Origin of the sequence: Janthinobacterium sp. TND4EL3, from assembly GCF_900156175.1 — a bacterium.
Taxonomy (GTDB): Bacteria; Pseudomonadota; Gammaproteobacteria; order Burkholderiales; family Burkholderiaceae_D; genus Janthinobacterium.
Window position 1 is genome coordinate 1 of record NZ_FTMV01000039.1, and the last position, 18,653, is coordinate 18,653.

Sequence of the window (18,653 nt, forward strand, 5' to 3'; positions counted from 1 at the left end):
AAATAGAACTATGAAAGTTCCGAAGTTTGTTCAGCTTCGATATGTCTCTACTGCCGGTGACGGGGAACCTGTTTTTTACGAATTGAACCTTACAGCTGACGGTATGCCAGCACAGATATTGTCATTCGGGCTACATTTTCCCGCGACCAATACACAATCGTTGAAACGTGCGAACCAGCTCGTAACCACCATCAACCGTTGAAGTTTGCCTCAAGACGGCAGTAAACGGCCAGAAGCAGCCAGTTGCGTTGACGTGACAATGCGTGACTTTCCTCGCTTGGTAATTCGTTATGCTCATGGGCCGCTGGCGGCCAGAAGCAGCCATTTAGAGCAGAGTGACAATGTGTGAGAATTTCTGCTTGGCAATCCGCTATGCTCTGCTGCCGCTATCGGCCACAAGCGGACCTTTAAATGCAGCCAGCACCTAGAGCGAAATGACTCTCAACTAATGATCAAGCTTACGGAATTACAAAGTTCTCGCGCAGTTGTTGACGACCTTGCACAGGCCTATGATTTCGACATCGACCGCGCTTCCCAGGACTATTCGTGGATAAGACTCACTCCAGAACACAGGTTCCTTGTGATTGCAGGCGAAAGCACGGGCGGCGCATTTCTCGCTTACGGCGACGGCGACTTCGACCAAATGCCAATACTTTATGTAACGTCCGAAGGCCAGGCGGGTAAGGTCGCTTCCAATCTCAGTGAATGGCTCGCCATCGTTGTAGCAGTACCTCACTGGCAAGACTTGCTCCATTTTTCGGGCGGCGGCGACCTAGCAGAGATGCGAAGAACAGCTGAACTTGTAAACGGAAGATATGCAGAAAAAGTCGCCAACAGTGCGAGGACGCATTTGATGACGGTCCTGGCTATGCAAGAAGAGATTTCGGATCCCATCGCGGTTTTTCATCGCAACGTTGCTGCCACCGATTGCACCGTTGTTGCTGCTGATGGCTGGCGGTACGAGTCACTTTTCAATAAGTTCAGATCAGACGACTTGCGTATCTGAAATCAGTTGTGCAGCAGTGGTCGTCCGGTTTGGGGCGGCTTCTGCCTCATGGTGACAAACCGTGAGCTTTGCACGAAGGCAAGATGCTATCCTCACCTGTTCGGCCGCGTTCGGCCAAGAGAGGTCGTTAATGCTGCCAGTCGCTCGCTCCAATTTATGGAACATAAGCCTGTGAAAGTAAAAAATATTCTATATGCGGATATCTTCCGCGACGGCGGATCGTACGGATTCGGTTTTGATTCAGACGATGGCAATCAGTATGAATTTTTTCTCCAGACCACTGTCTTTTCGGCTGCACAAGATACGACACATCACGCGCCAGTGATTTACCTTGACGACTGTAACAGCGGGCGCGTAGTTCGCTCCCTTTCGTGGGAAGAAGCGAAAAAATTCGTCGAGTCTTTACACTACAGTGACCAGCGGTTTGATGAGCTTGTGAATATCGTTGCAAACGAAGGAAAGAGATTTTTCAATTAGGCGGCTTGTGATTTCCGTCCAACTGGCGACGTCCGCTTTGGGGGCGGAAGCTGGCGGTGCTATTGGGGTAAATCGCCGCAGATACCTACGACACTCCTGGCCCACCTATCTTGGCTGATGAGAAACCAATGGATCGTGTTAGTGCCCTGGGCGTCCTGCCAGGTACCTGGTGTGCGATCTCTTAGCTGTCTGATCCAACGACGAGATCCGGTCGACGTGCCGATCCCCCCTATCCTGCAGCGGCTACTCCTGCGCGCAGGCAAAAGCTATTTTAGCTTTAGCGCGTTCCTGCACCGGCTCATGCTGGCCTCGCCGATCAGGCTCATCAAATTGCTGACCGACAACGTTCGCAATTCACCGACCGCTCCACAACAAAAGACAGGGAGCCCAGTGGCCAGCATGCCTTCAATAAAGTCTGCGCCGCCATGGGTATCGAACACCGCCTGGCACCGCCCCGGCATCCGTAAACGAATGGCATGGTCGAACGTCTCAACGGCCGTATCAGCGACCTATTGCAGCAGCCCCGATTCGACAGCCGGGTCGATATGGAGACGAGCTTGCTCAACTATTTAAAGCTTTACAACCACCACATTCCACAACGGGCCATCGCTGCAAAAACACCCATCCAGGCGCTCGAAGAATAGCAGCACAAGGAGCAGGACCTATTCGTGAAGCGCGCTTATGATCAAACGAGTCTGGACATCTAGTCATATGCACAGCCCTATTCCTATCCGTAAGAATAACGCATAGGCTGTGTCTGGTGAATCAAGGGGCTATTTCACTCGATCAAATACTATTGTCATCACATAGCGAACGTCTGGCTTCCGGATCTTCTTTGCAGCTAACCGAGTTCGTCGAGCATCGCGATCATCGCTCATCACTTTTCGAGTTCGCTTTTCAAAATCGTCACGAATGACTGCGGCTACATCGCAGGGTGCATCCGGCTCACAACGCTGACACAAGCGATTGAACGATACCTGCCCTGGTACATTTTCTTTTACCCAGTTCGTGATCGCCTCATGGTTCAAAGAGCAGAGTTTGGTTATACGGGGGCAAGATCACATCGTTTCGGATCATCTCGTCGCAATCGATATATAGACATTGTTAAAGGAGGTGCTACCTCGTATCGAGATCACCTCCTACCGGATCTTATCTTACTCCGACAACAACATATTCAGCACCTTCTTTCTTGATGTCGACATGTACTTGCTTCCCCACCTTCAGTTTGCCAAACAGAGCCTGCTCTTTTACTGTGAAACCCATCGTCATTGGTGGCCAGTTCAGGCTTTGAATCGCTTCATGTGCCAAGATCACCTTGCCCTTGGCCGCATCGACCTCCTTGACGGTGGCGACGGCGCTATGGGTGATTGTAGGACGGTGACTGGCGTCGGTAGTGGCCATCATTTCTGTGCAATCTTTGGTCGCCATGCCCTTCATAGCCTGGCAACCTGGCCGTTCCATTTTTCCGTCTTTCACTGCCATTGGCGCTTGTGCAAACACCGGACCGGCAATACACATGACCAGTAGCAAAGGGAGTTGTAAAGTGTTTTTCATGATGGTTCCTTTGAGTAACTAAAAAATAGATTTCCTCCCACAAGCTCTCTCAAGCTGCGAGCACCTTGCGCCTGCCTAGTAAGCAACATCTGTAGACAACCGCTTGCCCATTGCAGACCGCATCGCCTTACGACGAATCAACAGGTAGACCGCTGGCACGACGAACATCGACAGCAGCGGCGCCGTGATCATGCCGCCCACCATCGGTGCGGCGATGCGCTGCATCACTTCCGATCCTGTTCCCGTCCCAAGCATCACCGGCACCAGCCCGGCAATGATGACGGCCACCGTCATGGCTTTCGGCCGCACGCGCAACACAGCGCCTTCGCGGATGGCGTTCAGCAAGGCCGCCTCGCCGTGCGCGCCCTGCGCCTGTTTCGCCTCCCATGCCTGTTTCAGGTACAGCAGCATGATCACGCCAAATTCTGCCGACACTCCCGCAAGTGCGATGAAGCCCACGCCGCTGGCCACCGAAAGGTGGTAGCCCAGCAGCCACAGCAGCCAGATGCCGCCCGCCAGCGCAAACGGCAAGGTCGCCATGATCAGTGCGGCTTCGTCGACGCGGCCGAAGGTCAGGTACAGCAGCACGAAAATGATCAGCAAGGTGGCGGGCACGACGATTTTCAACTTCGCCGTGGCCCGTTCCAGGTATTCGAACTGCCCCGACCACGACACCGAATAGCCGGGCGGCAACTTGACCTGCGCAGCGACCGCGCGCTGCATCTCCCGCACGGCCGAACTCAGGTCGCGCCCATGGATATCCACGTACACCCAGCCAGACAAGCGCGCGTTCTCGCTTTTCAGCATGGGCGGACCATCAGCGATGCGAATGGAGGCCACGTCGCCCAGGCGTATCTGCGCGCCCCGCTCCGTCAGCACGGGCAGCTCGCGCAGTTTCTCGACGGAATCGCGCAGCTCGCGCGGGTAGCGCACGCTGATGGGAAAGCGCTGCAAGCCTTCCACCGTTTCGCCGACGTTCTCACCGCCGATGGCGCTGGCGACGATACTTTGCACATCAGCAATATTCAAGCTATAGCGGGCCGCCGCATCGCGGTCTATCTTGATGTCGACATAGCGCCCGCCGTTCAGGCGCTCGGCCAGCGCCGAGGACACGCCAGGCACCTGCTTGACGACATGCTCGATGCCGGCCGTGATGCGGTCGATTTCCTGCAAGCTAGCGCCCGCCACCTTGATGCCGACGGGGCTCTTGATGCCCGTGGCCAGCATGTCGATGCGATTGCGGATGGGCGGCACCCAGATATTCGTCAGGCCCGGCACGTGCACGGCGCGGTCCAGCTCCTCGACCAGCTTGTCGGGCGTCATGCCGGCCCGCCACTGCGCGCGCGGCTTGAACTGTATCGTCGTTTCGAACATTTCCATCGGTGCCGGGTCCGTGGCCGTCTCGGCACGGCCCGCCTTGCCGAACACCGTCAGCACTTCCGGTACAGTCTTGATCAGGCGATCCGTCTGCTGCAGCAGTTCGGCCACCTTTCCCGCTCCCAAGCCGGGCAAGGCCGATGGCATGTACAAGAGGTCGCCTTCGTCGAGCGGCGGCATGAATTCACCGCCCAGGCGCGACATCGGCCACGCCGTCAGCAGCACAGTCAGGCCCGCCAGCAGCAAGGTAGTTTTCGGACGCCGTAACACCCTGTCCAGCAAAGGGCGGTACAACGCGATCAGCCACCGGTTGAGCGGATTGCTGTGCTCAGCAGGGATGCGGCCGCGGATCAGATAACCCATGAGTACCGGGATCAGGGTGACGGCTAGGCCGGCGGCGGCCGCCATGGCATAGGTCTTGGTGAACGCCAGCGGGGCGAAGAGTCTCCCTTCCTGCGCTTCCAGGGTAAACACAGGAATGAACGACAACACGATAATCAGCAAGGAGAAGAACAAGGCGGGGCCCACCTCGGCGGCAGCGTCGCCGATCACGTTCCAGTGCGTTTCACCCTGCAACTGCTGTCCTGGGTGCGCGTCGTGCCAGGCTTCGATATGCTTGTGTGCGTTTTCAATCATGACAACGGCCGCGTCAACCATGGCGCCGATCGCGATAGCGATGCCGCCCAGTGACATGATGTTGGCATTAACGCCTTGGTAATGCATGACGATGTAGGCGATCAGGATACCCAGCGGCAGCGAGACGATGGCCACCAGCGCCGAGCGCAAGTGAAACAGGAACACGGCGCAGACAAGGGCCACGACGATGAATTCCTCGATCAGCTTTTGGTGCAAATTGCCCACGGCGCGCTGGATCAGGCTGGATCGGTCATACACGGACACAATCTCCACGCCGGGCGGTAAGCCCGCTTTCAGTACGGCCAGCTTGGCTTTCACAGCGGCAATGGTTTCCAGCGCATTCTTGCCCGAGCGCATGATGATCACGCCACCCGCCACTTCGCCCTCGCCGTTCAGTTCCGCAATGCCGCGCCGCATTTCCGGCCCCAGCTGCACCGTGGCCACGTCGCCCAGGCGTACTGACACGCCCGCGTCCGTCGTTGCCAGAGGAATCTTGCGGAAATCATCGAGCGACTGCAGATAGCCCGAGGCACGTACCATGTATTCCGCCTCGCCCAGTTCCAGCACGGCACCACCCGTTTCCTGGTTGGCGCGCTGCACGGCGGCAATCACCTTCCCGTGTGGAATGCCGTAGGCGCGCAGCTTGTCTGGATCCAGCACGATCTGGTACTGGCGCACCATGCCGCCAATGCTGGCCACTTCCGACACGTTCGGCAGCGCCTTGAGCTCGAACTTGAGGAACCAGTCCTGCAGAGCGCGCAGTTGCGCCAGGTCCTGCTTGGCGCTGCGGTCGACCAGCGCATACTCGTAGATCCAGCCTACGCCCGTGGCATCCGGCCCCAGCGCCGTCTTCGCCTGCGCCGGCAGACGCGACTGCACTTGACTCAGATATTCCAGGACGCGCGACCTTGCCCAGTACGGGTCCGTGCCATCCTCGAACAGGATGTAGACGAAGGAATCGCCGAAAAAGGAATAGCCGCGCACGCTTTTTGCGCCCGGCACCGATAGCATCGTGGTCGTCAACGGATACGTGACCTGGTTTTCGACGATCTGTGGCGCCTGTCCCGGATAGCTGGTGCGCACAATGACTTGCGTGTCGGACAGGTCGGGGATCGCGTCGAGCGGCGTGTGCGCCAACGACCAGGCGCCCCAGGCCGCCAGGAAAATAGTCGCCAGCAGGACGAGGAAGCGGTTGCCTATGGACCAGCGTATCAGCTTGGCAATCATGGCTTGCCTCCCGGCATCGCCATGCTGCCCATGGATGCGGCGGCGGGCCGGATGGCTGTGATGACGAAGTCGCCCTGCGCGCCCTTGCTGAAAGCAAAGTTTACCTTGTCGCCCACGCGGAGCTGCGCCGGCAAACCGCCCGACGGCAGCTTGAACGCCATCGTCATTGGTCCCCATTGCAGCGACGCGACAGGGCCGTGGGAAATGGTGATGTCTTGCGGGCCGACCTGCTCCACCGTGCCCGCCGCGTGATGTTGCGCCACGGCGGGCGTCGCGTCGGCCGCAGGCATGCCGCCCATGCGCGTGATGGTGCCCTTCAGGCTGGCTTCGGAATCGACGAGGAACTGGCCCGATACCACCACTTTCTGCCCGGCAGCCAGCCCTGTACGGATTTCCGTCATGCCATTGCCCTCGGCACCGGTTTGCACCTCGATCGGAGTAAAGCGGCCGCCCTCCCCGGCCAGCATGACGACCTTGCGCGTACCCGTCTGAATTACAGCTTCCGAGGGCAGCAGCAGAACGTCGGTAGCCGCCCCAGGCGCGAAATTGAGCGTTGTAAACATGCCGGGCAGCAACTGGCTGCCAGGATTGGCCAACTCGATACGGGCCGTCACGGTGCGGGTAGCTGCGTTCACTTCAGGCAAGATCACGCTGACCTTGCCATGGAAAACCTTGCCGGGCAGCGCCTGCGCGCGCGCTTCGACCGGCGTGCCTGGACGCACCGTGGCCGCAGCGCTCTCGGGCAGTTCGGCGTTAACCCACACGTTGGCCAGGCCGTTGATGCGGAACAACGGTGCGCCGGCGGTGACCGTCATGCCTTCGCGGGCCGCCAGCTCGGCAATGACGCCGCCGATGGGTGCCATCACCGTCAGCCGCGCGTGTACGGTGCCGCTCGTTTCCACCAGGCGGATCTGCGCCTCGTCCATGCCTGCCAGGCGCATGCGCTGGCGGGCTGCATCAGCCAGGCCAGCCGCACCTTCGCCCCGCATGCGGCGGGCGGCGAGGAATTCTTCTTGCGCGGCGATCCAGTCCGGTACATACAGTTCAGCCAAAGCCTGGCCTTTGCGCACGGGGTCGAACGGCGTGCGCACGGCCAGGCGCTCAAGGAAGCCGCCGCTGCGCGCCTGCACGACGGCCACGTCACGCTCGTTGTAGGCCACGTTGCCGACGGCCGCCAGCGGTACGGACAGTGCGCCCGAAGTGACGAGCGCCGTGCGCACGCCCAAATTTTGCTGCACGCGGGGATCGATGCGGATGCTGCGGCTGTCATCGTTGGCGGCATCGCTGTCTGCATAGACAGGAACCAGCTGCATGTCCATGAACGGTGATTTGCCTGGCTTGTCGAACTTCTGGCCCGGCACCATGGGGTCGTGCCAGTACAGCGGCGTCCTGCTGCTGGCAACTGCCGGTGCAGCGTGGGTGCCGTTGGCAGCGCCGAACTGATAGGCGGAGTAGCCGACGGCGGCAAAGCTGGCTGCCAGCACGGTGACGATGGCGAGTGTTTTTTTATTGCTCATTGCGGGTGCTCCAGGTCTTGCTGGGTGTCAGGAAAGAGGAAACGCAGTTGCGCCCAGCGCTGGGCAGTGTCCATCTGCAGTCGTACCAATTCAATACGTGCATCCATCGTGCCGCGCCGGGCGGCCAGCACGTCGGCCAGCGTGCCCTTTCCACCCCGGTAGGCTGCCAGGGCAGCTTCGCTGCGCTGTTCCAGCACGGGCAGCAGTTGCCGCGTGTAGCGCTCGGTACGTTCACGCCCATTCTTCCAGGCGATGAGTAAGGCATGGGTGGTGGCGGCATCGTCGCGCATGGCTTCTTCTCGCTCATCCTTCGCCTGCTCGGCCAAGGCCAGTTTCGCCGCCAGGTCGCGGTCCTGGCGTTGCGGACGGTCCCACTGCAGGGGGAGCGACAGGCCCACGGAAAGCATGTTGCCGTAGGCGCTGCCGCGTTGCTGGAAGGCTACCTCGACGCTCCAGTCCGCATGGCGGTTCGCCTGCGCCAGGTGCACATCAGCTTGCGCTGCCTCTTCCTGCCGCACCAGCACGGCGATCTGCGGGCGGCGCGCGCTTTGGGCGTCGAGTATGGCCGGATCGAGGCCGATGTTGTCCAGGTCCGGCAAGTCGGATTCTGCCAATTCGCTTTCGTATCCCGTCCAGCGGGCCAGCGCATTGGCGGCCACGTCGAGGTCACGCCGGGACTGACTGCCGCGGTCTTCCAGCACAAACAGGGCGGCGCGCGCGGCCAACAGATCGGCCTGGCTGCCGCGCCCGCCGCGATAAGCGGCCTCGGCAGCGTCGATTTCCTGGCGCGACAGCTCCAACTGCTTGGCCAGCACGGTGGCCACCTTCCGGTTGTAATACACGTTCAGCCAGGCGATTGCTGTCTCGCGCTCGATGGCGGCCAGGGCCACCTGCTTCTGTGCCTGCGCCTTGCCCGCTTCGCGTTCCTGGCGGACAGCGCGCCAGTGCAATTTATTGGTGCTGGTCAGTTCCTGCGCGATGCCGATGCGCCGCATGGTCATGGCATCGCTATTCAAATTAAAGCGGTCGTGGCCGCTCAGCGGAAGGTTGTCGATGCCAGCCTTGAGGACGGGATCGGGCCGCTGCCCAACCGCGATGGCCATTTGCTGCGCGGCGGTCACCGCTTGGTCTTGCGCAGGCAGCTGCCGCGAGCGGGCGACGGCCTGCCGCAGCGCCTCGTTGAAAGTCAGTGGATGCGGCGCGGCCGCTGCCAGCAAGGGCAATGCCAGGGCGAATGCAAGCGCCGTCTTCCGCCAAGGGCGAAGACGCGCTGCGCGTGCGTGCGTCTGCACGCAGTACGAGAGTGACATGGGATCTCCAGAATGCAATGGACAATAGCGTCACACCAAAGATGGCGAGACGGCAACGTTCTAGGCAATCTGCAGTGTCAAATGCGGAAACAGCAATGGCGGATGGCGATGGGCGGTGCGGTGGAGCGCGCCAAGGCCACATCCAAGGGCGGACGGACTTCCGGCAGGATGGGTACGTCAAGAACCACCCACAACAGCGGCACGACAATGGCGACGAAAGGCGGCAGGTCGGCGCCGGGTATCTTGTCCAGGGATTGTCTGGCGGCGTCGCCATGCGAGTAGACATGGCACAGGGTCGATTGATCCGTATCCATGCCGGTGCAACCGGGCATGTCCGGCATGGCCATCATCATTGCATGCATGGATGCAGTCTGATTACTCCCCGCCTGCGGCGCGCCCGGACACAGGTACGCCGCGGCAGCATGCTGCATGAACAGCATGCTGAGTATCGCGACGAACATCGTCAATAAGCGCGTGGAGCGAGTAGTCTTCATCAACGTTTTAAAGGAATGCAGCCAACCTGGTTGAGATAGGAGTCGACAATTATGAGTCCTTTTCCATATTCACACTGTAATCGTTCCAATGGCGGGAAGGTCAAGCTTTTTCTGTCTACCGCTACATGTCTTGGGCATACCAGTACATTCAAGTGTAGCCGGCGAGCCGGGAAGATGTTGGCACCGCATTGCCAGTAGCTGCTGGACGGTAACTTTCGGCGCATTTCTTTGAGCCGGATCCAACACAAATGCCGCTGTTGGTCCATTTTTGCCGGACAGGAGACGTTCACGTTTTGCCGCGGTCACCCACCAGAACAACTACGAAAGGGTAGGTTGCTGCGCAGTTTGTCGAACGGATAGCGTGCGATCTCGTAGCTGGCTGATCCAATGACGAGATCGGGTCTGACCGGTCGATCTCCCCTGCCCTGCAGCGACTCATGCCGCGCGCCAGCAAAAGCAGGCCTTCCCTGGCTATAGCTGCCGGCGAAGGATGGTTTATCCGATCGAGGCAGCAGCAGAACGCCTGCTTTTGGGCGCTATAGCGGCACAGTTGGCTACGATAAACTAGCCCGTCATCTTCTTCGTGCGCTCGGCCAGATCGGGTGCGCGCTGGCGGTGGAATTCCGACCACGACTGACTCGCCATCGCACCTGACGGTATCACGACAAAACAGAAGCTTGCCATGGCCGCTTAATGAATCGCCACCAGTAGCTTAGCCTCAACAGTGACAATACGGATTATTACGGAAGGCGGAGTGTATCGAAGCGGTGGTTTCCATTAACTGCAGTGTCTCCCATCGGCCGCCGTTCCACCCAATGGAGCGAATATCGGCTCCGCTGCAGCGAGCCCGCTGTCATTGTTTCTTTCTAACGTTCACATATTTGTAGAACGTGGAAATGTGAATATTCAGTGTTGTCACGATTTCATTGACGGGTAGACCTTGCTCCGAGTACATGCGCTGCGCGGTCTGTATTATCGATGCGGGCAACGCTGGACGTCCTCGGCTCTTACCAGTTGGCCGTTTCCGTACGATGCACTTGGTAGGGAGGCGCAGCCCTCCCCGCTCGACTGTAGTGCGCTGCAATGGAATTGACTCGTCATAAGCTTCAATTATCCGGCGCATGCCCAACGAGAAATTTCCCTCGCCTACCTCTTTTGCGTATTCGTACTGGGCTTTGGTGAGCCGAATGGAATACGTGCGCATCGCCTCCTCTCCGTGCGGAGCCACTCGGCGTCTGGATTTTGGCTTGGTATCGCTCATCCGAAATTTTCTTTTTATTCCGTTGATTTCGTCTTACGACAACTGGTCAACAATTAGCTCATTGCCATCAGAAAGTCTAATGCTATGAAATTCAAACTAAAGATCGGGGTCAATTTCTGCCTGGAAGTGGGCGTTCACGCAGCTGTATGTATTGCGGCGCTTCCGATACTCTTGCAAATAATTATCATATATGCATGACTTAAAAGTCAATCCTAACTGAAATATTAGCGTACTGAGCTTCACCAACTCAATATTTCGATGCCTTGCCCCTCCCTGGAGCTGCGCCGTGCAGACTACGTCGGATTGAAACCACGCCGCTTCGCAGCGGTGTGATGCCTCATCTCCCACTTCGGCGCCAGGCTCAAGGCAGTTTTACCCTCACGCTTACAGAAAAATCAGCAGACCTCACAATGCTCAGTGCTCGAATTCTGAGCCTTTGTTTGTGCGATGATTCTCCTAGTCAAGCAGATCACCCGAACAGAATTGACCATTCTCGACACGAAGCAGCACGCGCTGATCCTCGGAAAGCAACTTATGCAATTTCTTGGCATGTGTCGGCGCGCTTCGCATAACGTCATCCAGCGCCGCCAACTGTGCGACGAACCCATTCATCTGATCAGCGCTTGTCGAAAACAGCCGCGAGTTAGTCAACTCCAACTGAGCACTATATATTTGTCGGAATCTTTCTGCATCGACAGATAGTGGTTCCAGACTGTCCAAAACCTTCATTGCCTCGGCACGGTAGCGTGTCGACGGTGCGCCCATATAGAGTAACGCATAACTAACAATACGTAACTGGGCCACCTGCACTAAGCTTTGTGCCCAAACCTCCATCTTGGCAAGGCTTTCGAATAACGCCGTTCTGGACGCGCCTGGGCTAAACAGGTTTCCCGTTTCCACCTGATTGGCTTTGATCGCCTCATCCTTCATCTTGTCCTGAAAATATTGCTCTAACTCGAGCATATCAACTTGCCGGTCTTCCAAATGAGCAAGTGCATTCGCACTAATTCCCTCCTGGGGAAAATGATCCAACAGACTCTGCACATACTTCACCAAGGCGGTAAGCTTGTGCCGTTTCGAGTTTTCCATGTCAGCCTGGATATCATCCAATTGTCGTTTGATGGCGGTCAGCTTCTCACTGATATCGTGCAGATGTTTCTGCCCAACGGCGGAAGATACAATATTCCACACCGCGCCACTGACCATGACGTTCTGCAGTTTCTCAGGCTCTGACAAAAAAGCGTGTTCTTTTATGCGCCCCGCCTCAGTAACCCAAGCCCGCGCAGTGCCTTCGTTCTTGCCCGCCGTCAGCGCCTCAAAGGGTATGCTGCAAAGCACGTAGGTGCCATTTTGCTGCTCAGCCAAAGCTGCGAGGCCAGGAATATTCGCAAGCAATGGATTGAGTTTGCTTACCTGCTCTGGGGGCATTGCCCTTCCCGCCGACAGCGGTGCGCCTCCGAACACGCTAATTTTCATTAGGCTGCGGCCGTTTTCGTCGGTCATTACCAGATCGCGCAAAACGGCAGCGTGGTAGGCTGGCGTGTCTTGCTGGGAAGTCACCTCGGAAGGTGTAAGCAAGTCCGCCTCCTGACGTAACCTTATCCACCCAATTTGTGCGATGAAAGGTACCGTGATGCGATATGCCTCCGACACGGCGCTATGAATTCCGAGGCCCGCCGTCGCGAGTATCCCAACCGGGTTCAATCGAAAACCGATGCTCAACGCGGAAAATATAGCTGCACTATTTACTGCCGACAATCCTACAGGTGCACCTTTAGCATCTGTCCCTAGTGCGTTACCTATCGAGAACGCACCGGCCAATACAGTCACGCTGGTACTTCTTTCGTAGCGTTCTTTCGCAGGTAGATCACGCCAGTTGGCACCGAACAAAGCCAAGGCTAGCTCGCGCTCCTTTTGCTCCACTGACTTTGTTGCTGGAGACTTGCCGTTGAGCTTTTTGTATACGTCGTCCACCACTTCACTGTAAGGGACCGCAGCTTTTCCACGGTAACGCCGCATCAGATTCATCGCAGAGTTTCCGCCAAATTGCTGTAATTCCGCACCCAGCAATTTAAGCAGCTTCGAATGATATCGATCAGCCAAAGGAGAGTGCTTGGCAAAAACCAGCTCTTTTTTTAGTTCTGTATCGAGACCGGCTCGCCCCCTTCCGAAGTCCGTCACCACATCTACAAGTAGATCTACTTCCTCGGCTTTCGCATTTCGCAAAGTGGCCATCAACGTTTCATCGAACACTAATTTATCTTCTGACATTATTTTCTTCTAATTTGGTGAGGCACAGCCACTTCTGGAATCGACCGTATAACTAGCCCCATTTCGACCCATATGGGCAGATGGCCTGTCTCATTGTTTCGCATGAAGGTTGCAAGCGCCGGATCGCAGACAAGCCGGGTAACAGGGCCTCAAGCAGCGTGCCAAAAGCTAGCTCATAGCTGTTGAAGAACGCATTGAGCGTGGCAATTTGCATCCGGTCTGTAAAGTTGTGTGCGCTGCCGAATCCCTCTGTGTTAACGCTAACCACGTTCGTGCGGCAGAGCGCGGTGCTCACCTCAGCACATATCGGATTCATTCCTTCTTTGGCGCGGATTTTAGTCCACACGGATTTCCGTTAATAAGATCGTTGTGCACTCGGCTCAAATTTTTGCCATGGGGCGCGTGCGCAGGTACTCCCGGCTTGTTGACGTTTGCCCTCGTCAGCGATAGCCTTGATACGTGTCACGCTGTCTGGCGCTTCGCAGAACACCCGCCACTCATCGTCAGTTGCTGGCTCTTTATAGGAATCGCACGCGGCTAAGCAGGTGAGCATAACTACGGCTGCAACCTTCCATTCTATTCTTTTCATCACTATCATTGTTTTCCTTTCTCTAAACCATGCGCAGGTAAAGCGAAACCGGTTGATTTGTCGGCTTTTCCGACAACGCGGTCTGTTGGTAAATGCCACGAAAAGTAAATTCCGCTTATTTCCCCGTTCATGAGCGCACCTTTAGGGCTTCCGCTTCACATTTTCACTTTAACTTTACTCCCGACAACCATTGCACGCATTATCGCAGTGGACTGAGCTCCTTGTGGTCAACACTGTATCGTCTTCTGACGGCGCCGGAATTGTCATGCGGGGCCGTCGATTCAGCTGTGGGTGATTCTTCTGATCTCGCACGTTACGCAGTTATGCACGAATGACAAGATAGTATTAGGCTCCTCAATGAGTGCGAAAAGTATTCCACTCATGCGTCGCTAGCTCCATGGCTGCGTATGCCTCAAAGACATACAGCTCAAGGGGATTCTCAATCTGAACAAAGGCTACATGAAGTGAACATAGATGCGTCTTCACATCGGCAAAAGCTTGTTGAAACGATGTTTGGGTCATGGCGTCCCCTCTTTTGCCCGGCGTTGGACATTTACGTTGTGCCATGGCGTACGCCAAACTTGCGTCAAAATGGGTTTTGCCTGTGAGGTGTTGACGTAAACGGGCGAGAACTTGACGTGATATGCCAACATAAATAGGTGTGCCATTGTCGATCAGTACGTAACACCCCGAGAAATCAGAGTCGATTCCGAACGCGCGGGCTATGGATACTGGGCCCTCTCCCGCCTTGCTGAAACGAGACGCAGGATGTGGCTTTGCCAATGCTATGCGAAGAGTGATGAGGTGCTTCGGAAGTACCGTTGTCGTGAGATCTGCGAAACTGTGTGGGCATCCATCGATGAGCATAGAATTTATTAATGTATCTGAAAGGTATGTCTGGATAGCTTGTGGGTGCAACAAGCTATCCGTAATTAAAGATGAAAAGTCGTATTTTGAGCGGATCGCACGCAACTAGTGAAATCCCTGCGACTCAACTTCACTTTGCCCGGTTGGAGTATTTTTCGCGATGAAATGCCAGATGCTTGATGTCGATACGATGGCCGGGCCGGATCGAAAGACTGCCCTCAATGCCAATTAGTGAGCGATCGTCTTCGATTGAAAAAGCGCCAAAGTCAAACATGACATGATGGTTTGGGCATAAGCAAAGAATGTTGTCCGAAGTATCAGGCCCATTGTGCGGTGCTCCTAGCGGACGAATGTGTGCTGCTTCGGCGTAAGGTCCCGTGGCGGTCATTATTCGTGTGCCGCACACCTGACAAGCATGCCCGTAATGCATTTTTACATTTTTTGCTTGTTTAGTATCTCTCACAATACGCTGCACGGTCTGAGATTTACGAACAGGATTCGAATTCTCGCCAGTCGGCAACCCTTCGGTGCCAACACCTGAGATTTCTGACGGTACAGCTTCAGCCTGCAATTTCACCAGCCGATATCGCCAAATTTTAAATCCTGCTTTGCCGATTTCATGCCAATGACTATCGACACGAAACAACCCATCATAGCGATACCCACTGGGTGGAGAAAAAGAATTATTCTTATCTGGTCCTCGAACGACGCGTACTGGAAATCCCTCCATCTCACTGACGACGAGGGCAAGGTTCCCGACCAGCATTTCTTGATCCTTGACCTGCTTCCCATTCAGCTGCCCTCCATGGCCGGTATATACGACTTCGTCGCCGAGGTCTTGATCATCTTCATAGCCGCCGGAGATAACGATGGAGTCAGCGCCCTCCTTGGCTGCACCGGAGATCCCAGCCTGAGTCGGTCGATGCACCTTTGCGGAACTGAGTGCGATTCGACTGTCAAAGGTTGAGCCAACTGGCACCCCTGGAATCTCTCCAAAAAAACGCTCGCCAATCATATTGGATCGGGCAGGATCAACATGTACTGAGGCGCGCTTAAAATTTCCCTTCTTGTCAAAAAGAACACCGTAATCTATATCGATCGCAGCTTCAGCTTTAGAAAGTAAGTGCGAATCTAACAGATCACCGAAAAGAACCTGCACTTGCTTGTCAGCTCCATCCTTCTGAAGGGCAAAGCGTCGAAATATATAACGAGAGAAACGGACCAGTTTGCCTTGGGGAGTGGCTACCACACAGGTATCACCCTCAACTATTTTTGTTAACGCTTTGGCTTGGTTTCCCGTGGTGTCGAGGTCATAGAATGCCTCAGCCCCGAAAAGCTCGTTGTGCAGCCGGTTTTCAGAATTATTGAAGTAGTGGGTGGTCATGCTCTTCCGATTAGTTTGAAAATTTGAAAACTATTTGATCGCACAATATCAGAAAAGTCTGGTCTTATTGTCGGAATTTTGTTCCTGGTATTGGAGGCAATAGGATAGTGAGCACATTACGGTTTCCGTCCGTCGCCTCAGTTTTATCGCACTAATCACCCCTGAGTCAGCATCGTTCGGGCAATGATGCCGAAAACTAGAGCAATCGACATGAGGCGCGAGATTCCCAGAGAGCGTTGCGGTGATCTGTAGCCGCCGGTACGCAGCCTAGGAGCTGAGCTACCGTCGATCTTGGGGATTCACGAGTAGATGCTCGCTGATAGTGTCAATGCTCATGTGCTGACGCAAAGCCAACGGTCATGCCGCGGATTAGGATGGGAGTGATCAGGTACCGAAAGCGAAAAATGAGACCCCTATGCTCGCTAGCATTTGTCATCATTAGTTCAGGATGCGAGGTCAGCGACGGTTGGGTACGCGATAATTTGATTGGACAAGATAGTTTCGCCGTCGCCGCTCGCTACGGCACCCCCGTCAGCTATCGACATGAAGATGACCTTCTGCAGCTCAACTATGGGAGCGAAACGTCCGACTGCAAGATCATTATGCTGGTGGACGAGGCGCAGCGTGTCGTGGGCTGGGTCAGTACTGGCGCTAGATGCGCTGAGCTATTGGGCAAACCGGTAGTTCGGTGATTCTTCATGCTCTTGAGGCTCTATCCTAGTTCCGGGCGCAGCGGAGATTACTGAATCGCCATCAGTAGCGTAGACTCTCCTGATCCACGGTTCTTGAAAGATGAAAAATCGGGGGATCGTGTTGGGGGCCTGGGTGTCCTGCCAGACTCCTGATGTACGATCTCGTAGCAGCCTGATCCAACGACTAGATCGGGTCTGGCCTGTCTATCTCCCCTGCCCTGCAGAGACTTCTGTCCGGTTCAAACAAAGTCTGCTTGCGCTTCGGAGCGTTTTTGCACTCACGTTCCCATGGCAAAACGCATTGCGACTTTAATCCCGGGGTTCGTGGGACGCGGCTCAATCGAATCGAGTTCTTTTTCTCATCATTCCATTCTGCAATGATGCATTTAAGTTAAAGTGTTGCGTTGAAGGATTGAATCCGCAGCCAGGACCTGACGATCACTACGCATCGCCTTAAGTACATTTCTATTTAAGAGAAATATGAAAAATTTCAACACGCTACTGTTTTTTAACTTGGCCATGCTCCCATTCCACGCGAATGCGGTTGCCCAAGAAAGTCACAGTTTTGTTGCAGACCCTAACATCCAAAAAATTGCGGAAGCTTATGCTTTAGATGCCGTGGACTTGGCTAAAAGCCAGTTTGGTATGCAGCTGGATTGGAGTGATGCCAGCATTGAAAATGTCGAAAGAGCTTTGGTAAAGATGCACGCTTCTTACGTCGCTAAGACGCCGAGACCCTCACAAGAGCAGGTGATGTTATTTGCCAAGGGGTTCGGTAGCTATGTTGGTGAGGTGTACCGCAGAAATTATGGCGCGGAGTGGGGCATGATTTCGATTAATGGCCAAAAATTCCCAGGACTTAGAACGAAGACAGGCACCAACTTTTGGCCATGGGGGCGAGTGGCAAAATTCATCACAGATGGGGACGAAAATAACGTCTTTGATTACTATCGAGAGCTCTTGAAAAAATGAGGCGATAGGCTCATTCCGGCCAGAAGCAGACATTCACGTTGACGTGACAATGTGTGACTTTTCTCGGTTGGTAATTCGTTATGCTCATGGACCGCTTGCCGGCCAGGGGAAGACGTTCCGATTCTGTACCGCCCGCCCATTTCCAACAGTAAATCACCATTCATGGCTACATTCAGTCCTGACGATGAGTCTTAATATTTCAGCTTTCCTTGGCAAAAAAACCGATGGCTTGGAGGCGCGGTTCATTGAGACATTCGCAAATCTTGGCTTTGATGTGCAACTACATCCGGACCTTACGTTGACAAAGTCTTCGGCAGAGCAAGTCCTTTATCTACGCGTTACTAAGACGCCAGTTGAATTCCTGCGCATGGAACCCGCAACTCCCTTGCTGATTGCGTTTGAATTTGGCGTGCAAAAAAGAGGAAAGAAAGAACCCCGCAGCATGCTGTGGCCGCCAAGAGGCGTCGGTAATTACAGCTATACGACGATCTCCAGGACGGCCGCAGGAAGAAGCGAGTCCACTGCTGCCATGCAAATACTCTCGATGGCAATACTGGCAAAGGAAAGCGAAGGCTATTTCTATGCAGACGGAGAGGACGTCGCATCCCCGGGCGAGGTTGCCTTCAATCAAGCAGTTCAAGAACAGAACCGGTTTAATAGAACGAACTTTGACGCTTACGCTTATCGTTTTGAATCCTGGCCGCCTGTCGATGGGATTGCTCCATTTGCATGGCCACCGAAAATCGTTCCGCCGAAATCGTTGACGCAGAAAATGCCAAAACGCCGTTTCCGATTCAGATATAAATTTTCCTGGCTCCAGCTCCCGGGCATCCTGTTGGTTAGTTATTTTATCTTGGCCACATTGCTATATTCATAGCTTTCAGTATAGGATTTCTTCACCAGCCGTTTATATTCGTCTGCAACCGGCCAAGAGCGGACGATTTTATCGAATGACAGTCGAGGTGACTGTCATGGATTGGGACCTATTGAGAATGAAATTTAAGTTATTCAGCCTTTAC

15 protein-coding genes are annotated in these 18,653 nt (G+C 55.3%); 6 read left to right on the forward strand and 9 right to left on the reverse strand.

All coding sequences use genetic code 11. From position 1 onward, the window contains the following. From BXA07_RS31155 to BXA07_RS31510, 4 genes are all read left to right on the forward strand, one after another. Positions 1-202: hypothetical protein (locus tag BXA07_RS31155; RefSeq protein WP_212592388.1), on the forward strand; the 202-nt coding region annotated here is incomplete at its 5' end. Between the two features lie 246 nt (positions 203-448). Then, positions 449-1,006, forward strand: a complete 558-nt coding sequence (locus BXA07_RS28615; protein WP_076573091.1) for a hypothetical protein — start codon at positions 449-451, stop codon at positions 1,004-1,006. Between the two features lie 171 nt (positions 1,007-1,177). Further along, entirely contained in the window at positions 1,178-1,483 is a 306-nt protein-coding gene (locus BXA07_RS30610) for a hypothetical protein (protein WP_212592389.1), read from the forward strand. 476 nt (positions 1,484-1,959) lie between these two features. Beyond that, positions 1,960-2,127: a hypothetical protein gene (locus tag BXA07_RS31510; RefSeq protein WP_244556444.1), complete on the forward strand. Its 168-nt coding sequence runs from the start codon at positions 1,960-1,962 to the stop codon at positions 2,125-2,127. Between the two features lie 505 nt (positions 2,128-2,632). On the opposite strand, the gene BXA07_RS31160 is transcribed toward BXA07_RS31510, so the two are convergent. From BXA07_RS31160 to BXA07_RS28675, 9 genes are all read right to left on the reverse strand, one after another. After that, positions 2,633-3,037 (reverse strand): copper-binding protein, encoded by a 405-nt coding sequence (locus BXA07_RS31160; RefSeq protein ID WP_076573093.1) that lies wholly within the window; start codon positions 3,035-3,037, stop codon positions 2,633-2,635. 75 nt (positions 3,038-3,112) lie between these two features. After that, entirely contained in the window at positions 3,113-6,277 is a 3,165-nt protein-coding gene (locus tag BXA07_RS28635) for an efflux RND transporter permease subunit (RefSeq protein ID WP_076573094.1), read from the reverse strand. Beyond that, the gene (locus BXA07_RS28640; protein ID WP_076573095.1) at positions 6,274-7,794 is read right to left on the reverse strand and encodes an efflux RND transporter periplasmic adaptor subunit; all 1,521 of its coding nucleotides are present in this window, start codon (positions 7,792-7,794) and stop codon (positions 6,274-6,276) included. The genes BXA07_RS28635 and BXA07_RS28640 overlap by 4 nt, the downstream gene beginning before the upstream one ends. Continuing rightward, entirely contained in the window at positions 7,791-9,104 is a 1,314-nt protein-coding gene (locus BXA07_RS28645; RefSeq protein WP_076573096.1) for a TolC family protein, read from the reverse strand. The genes BXA07_RS28640 and BXA07_RS28645 overlap by 4 nt, the downstream gene beginning before the upstream one ends. A gap of 77 nt (positions 9,105-9,181) precedes the next feature. Next, positions 9,182-9,598 (reverse strand): hypothetical protein, encoded by a 417-nt coding sequence (locus tag BXA07_RS28650; RefSeq protein ID WP_076573097.1) that lies wholly within the window; start codon positions 9,596-9,598, stop codon positions 9,182-9,184. An 853-nt stretch (positions 9,599-10,451) separates the two neighbouring features. Beyond that, positions 10,452-10,859 carry a hypothetical protein gene (locus tag BXA07_RS30620; RefSeq protein ID WP_139335838.1) on the reverse strand — a complete coding sequence of 136 codons (408 nt, stop codon included), beginning with the start codon at positions 10,857-10,859 and terminating at the stop codon, positions 10,452-10,454. Positions 10,860-11,315: 456 nt separating this feature from the next. After that, positions 11,316-13,130: a YaaW family protein gene (locus BXA07_RS28655; protein ID WP_076573098.1), complete on the reverse strand. Its 1,815-nt coding sequence runs from the start codon at positions 13,128-13,130 to the stop codon at positions 11,316-11,318. Between the two features lie 943 nt (positions 13,131-14,073). Next, positions 14,074-14,286, reverse strand: a complete 213-nt coding sequence (locus BXA07_RS31000; RefSeq protein ID WP_170909765.1) for a hypothetical protein — start codon at positions 14,284-14,286, stop codon at positions 14,074-14,076. 430 nt (positions 14,287-14,716) lie between these two features. Then, positions 14,717-15,970 carry a YDG/SRA domain-containing protein gene (locus BXA07_RS28675; protein WP_212592390.1) on the reverse strand — a complete coding sequence of 418 codons (1,254 nt, stop codon included), beginning with the start codon at positions 15,968-15,970 and terminating at the stop codon, positions 14,717-14,719. A 1,172-nt stretch (positions 15,971-17,142) separates the two neighbouring features. On the opposite strand from BXA07_RS28675, the gene BXA07_RS28685 reads away from it, so the two are divergent. Continuing rightward, complete coding sequence (locus tag BXA07_RS28685; protein WP_076573103.1) at positions 17,143-17,634, forward strand: hypothetical protein; 492 nt, start codon at positions 17,143-17,145, stop codon at positions 17,632-17,634. 184 nt (positions 17,635-17,818) lie between these two features. Beyond that, positions 17,819-18,511, forward strand: coding sequence for a hypothetical protein (locus BXA07_RS28690; RefSeq protein ID WP_139335839.1), 693 nt, complete (start codon positions 17,819-17,821; stop codon positions 18,509-18,511). The last annotated feature ends 142 nt before the right edge of the window (positions 18,512-18,653 follow it).